Here is a 3,401-nt window from a genome sequence, read left to right as displayed (position 1 = left end):
ATCGTCATCATCCTGGTGCCGGGACCCACGGTCACGCTGATCATCGCCAACAGCATTCGCCACGGCTCGCGCGCGGGCTTGGCCAACGTCGCCGGCACACAGGCCGGGCTTGCCGTCATGATCGCCATCGTCGGCATCGGCCTCAACACGCTGATCGCCGGCATGGGCCACTGGTTCGAATGGGTGCGGCTGCTCGGCGCCGCCTACCTGATCTGGATGGGCGTGCAGATGTTTCGCGCAAAGGGCGCGCTGAACCCCGACGGGTCGGCGAAGAAGCCGCGCGGCGGCTTCTTCCTGCAGGGTTTTCTGGTGGCGGTCAGCAATCCCAAGACCTTGGTGTTCTTCGGCGCCTTCTTCCCGCAGTTCATCGCGCCGCAGGGCAACTACACGCTGCAGATCGTGGTCATGGGCCGGACCGCCATGATCTTCGCCGCCATGTCAGACTCGACCTACGCGCTTGCGGCAGGCCGCGCCGGCCGCATCCTCTCGGCCAGCCGCGTCAAGCTGATGTCGCGCATCAGCGGCAGCTTCCTGGTCGGCGGCGGACTGTGGCTGGCGTTCTCGAAGGCGAAGTGAACAGCGACTTCGCCGATACGAAATTATTTTTGGAAGCATATTGAAGAGTTGTGAGCGGCCTCACAACTCTTAGCCATGAACAAGTCAAACGTTTCCTTCCGGAATCGCTTGCTTATTTGGCAGTACGAATACAGCGATACCGTTAAAATTGTAGCTGTATTCTGCGCTTTTGCGCTGATGCGAAGCGCCGCAATTATCCGGCTTGAGTTCGATCCGGTCACCGGCACCCAGCACGTGATGGGCGTGGTTGAATACATCAGACCGGCGCCCGTCAATCCGAAATTCACTGTCGGCCACGGACTATACTACACCTATGACGTGCGCCTCGATGACGACACGCTCATATCGATTGACGATGAGGTGGGGACGCCGCACCTTGTCGGATCGGTAATCCCTATCGAGCGGCAGCACCACAAACACAGCGCCGACACCTATCGATTGCTCAACGGGTGACGGCGCTTGCTTGCCGACCGGCTCCAAACAGTCAGTTCAGCCGCCCGAGCCGCTCCACCAGCAGGGCGAAGAAGCCGTCATGGTCGATGTCGCGCATCACCATGGCGTTCTTTTCCCGCTTGGTGACGCCCCACCAGTCGATCACCGTCATGCCCATGGTGAGCTCCGACGCGGTCTCGACGCTGACATTGCAGTGACGGCCTTTGAACAGCTCCGGCTTGAGGAGATAGGCGATAACGCATGGATCGTGCAGCGGCCCGCCATCGGTGCCGTATTTTTCCTCGTCATAGCGTTCGAAGAACTCCAGCATCTCGGCGGTCGCGGTGCCGACCTTGGTGCCGAGTTGGCGGAAAGCCTGTATGCGCTTGGAGGTGGTCAGCGCCTTATGGGTGACGTCGAGCGGCATCATCACGATCGGAATGCCCGATTTGAACACCAGATCGGCGGCTTGCGGGTCGACATAGATGTTGAATTCGGCGGCCGGCGTGACATTGCCGCCCTCGAAGAAGCCGCCGCCCATCAGGACGATTTCCTTGATGCGCGGCGCGATCCTCGGCTCGCGGATCAGCGCCAGCGCGATGTTGGTGAGCGGTCCGAGCGGGCAGAGCGTGATCGTGCCGCTTTCCTCGCGCATCAGCGTCTCGACGATGAAATCGACGGCGTATTGCTCCTGCAGCGGCATGGTCGGCTCGGGCAATTGCGGGCCGTTCAGGCCGGTCTTGCCGTGCACTTCCTCGGCGGTGACGAGCTGGCGCGCCAGCGGGCGGATAGCGCCGGCATAGACCTTGATTTCGGGCCGGCCGGCCAATTCGCAGATCTTGCGGGCGTTGTTCTGGGTCAGCTTCAGCGGCACGTTGCCTGCAACCGCGGTGATGCCGACGACCTCCAGTTCGGAACTGCCAAGCGCCAGCAATATGGCGACGGCGTCGTCCTGGCCGGGATCCGTGTCGATGATGATCTTTCTGGACTGGGGCATTTCAATTCCTTTTGGGGAGTCTTTTTGGGCGGGCCTTACAGCATGATCCCGAACCGGAGGTCAGCGTTAGCAAAAAGTGGGAACCGGTTTTCGGATAAGATCATGCTCCAACGAAGAGGTGAACCAGGATGGCGGTTCAACGAAACGTCATCCTGATTCAGTGCTTGAACTTGATCGCGCGGCGGACCATATCAAGACCATCGGGAAAAATGCCATCCGGGTTTTTCCAGTTTGTGTCGCTCTTCAGAGGACAGTGTAACAATGAGTCGAATGACGCCCTTCTCCAGCCCGCTTCTCCTGGGGTTCGATGCCATGGAAAAGACGCTTGAGCGTCTGGCGAAGTCGGGCGACAGCTATCCTCCGTACAACATCGAGCGCCTCAGCGCCGCCGACGGCAAGGCCGAGAGGCTGCGCATCACATTGGCCGTTGCCGGTTTCGCCGAAAGCGACCTCGATGTCACCACGGAAGAAAACCAGCTGATCGTGCGCGGCCGCCAGAGCGACGACACCGAGCGCGAATTCCTGCACCGCGGCATCGCCGCGCGCCAGTTCCAGCGCTGTTTCGTGCTGGCCGACGGCATGCGGGTGATCGGCGCCGAGCTGAAGAACGGACTGTTGTCGGTCGATCTCGACCGGCCGGAGTCCGAGCGGCTGGTACGGAAAATAAACATATCGGTGAAAGACTGACCTTCGCCGATGGCTCTATGCGAGGCGGCCAATCCTGGCGTCCTCGCGCCAAGGAGGCTTGAAATGACCAGAACTGACGAAACGATCACCATGACCAGCGGCGAATTCGCCCATCTCGGCGAAGGTTCGGTCGCCTATCTCAGGAAAGTATCGAGCGACGACCTGCGCGGCCGCTTCCCGGGCCTTCAGGAAATCGCGCCCGGCCTTGAGCTGTGGGCGCTGTTTGCCGCCAACGGCCAGCCGATCCTGCTTTCCGATGCCCGTGACCGGGCGCTGGCGGGTGCGTTGGAGAACGACCTGACCACTGTCGCGATCCACTAGACCATAATCCCGAAAAGTCGGACCCGGTTTTCGGGTAAGATTATGGTCGACTAAAGTAGCGATTGCTGGCAGTCCAAAATGGAAAGGGCCGCTCCCGGCGGCCCCTTCAGGGTTTCATCCCAAAAACCAGATTCTATCCCAAAACTTCAGGCTGCGTGCGAGGCCTGCGTGTCCGACAGCAAGGCGTGGATTGCCACCGCGTCGCGCGTGCCCCTGATCTTGGCCACCGTGTCGGCATCGCGCAGCACACGCGCGATGCGCGACAGCGCCTTGAGATGGTCGGCGCCGGCGCCCTCGGGCGCAAGCAGCAGAAAGACGAGGTCGACCGGCTGGTCGTCCAGCGCCTCGAAATCGACCGGCGTTTCCAGCCGGGCGAAGACCCCGGCGA

At 61.2% G+C, this 3,401-nt stretch carries 6 protein-coding genes; 4 read left to right on the top strand and 2 right to left on the bottom strand.

Going from position 1 to position 3,401, the window contains the following annotated elements:
- Together EOD07_RS27535 and EOD07_RS27530 are read left to right on the top strand one after the other, a co-directional pair.
- Positions 1-576 (top strand): LysE family translocator (locus EOD07_RS27535; RefSeq protein WP_164772584.1); only part of this gene is annotated, 576 nt, incomplete at its 5' end.
- Between the two features lie 75 nt (positions 577-651).
- Positions 652-1,029, top strand: a complete 378-nt coding sequence (locus EOD07_RS27530) for a hypothetical protein (protein WP_127237634.1) — start codon at positions 652-654, stop codon at positions 1,027-1,029.
- 31 nt (positions 1,030-1,060) lie between these two features.
- Here EOD07_RS27530 and EOD07_RS27525 read toward each other — a convergent pair whose 3' ends face one another.
- Entirely contained in the window at positions 1,061-2,005 is a 945-nt protein-coding gene (locus tag EOD07_RS27525; RefSeq protein WP_127237633.1) for a nucleoside hydrolase, read from the bottom strand.
- Positions 2,006-2,266: 261 nt separating this feature from the next.
- Between EOD07_RS27525 and EOD07_RS27520 the strand changes: the two genes are divergently transcribed.
- On the top strand, positions 2,267-2,692 hold the full coding sequence (locus tag EOD07_RS27520; protein WP_127237632.1) for an Hsp20 family protein: 426 nt from the start codon (positions 2,267-2,269) through the stop codon (positions 2,690-2,692).
- Positions 2,693-2,755: 63 nt separating this feature from the next.
- The gene (locus EOD07_RS27515) at positions 2,756-3,013 is read left to right on the top strand and encodes a DUF1150 family protein (RefSeq protein WP_040990310.1); all 258 of its coding nucleotides are present in this window, start codon (positions 2,756-2,758) and stop codon (positions 3,011-3,013) included.
- Positions 3,014-3,159: 146 nt separating this feature from the next.
- On the opposite strand, the gene EOD07_RS27510 is transcribed toward EOD07_RS27515, so the two are convergent.
- Positions 3,160-3,401: PTS sugar transporter subunit IIA (locus EOD07_RS27510; protein ID WP_164772583.1), on the bottom strand; the 242-nt coding region annotated here is incomplete at its 5' end.

It is taken from the genome of Mesorhizobium sp. M2C.T.Ca.TU.002.02.1.1 (assembly GCF_003997225.1).
This window is presented reverse-complemented; position numbering and strand designations above follow the sequence as displayed.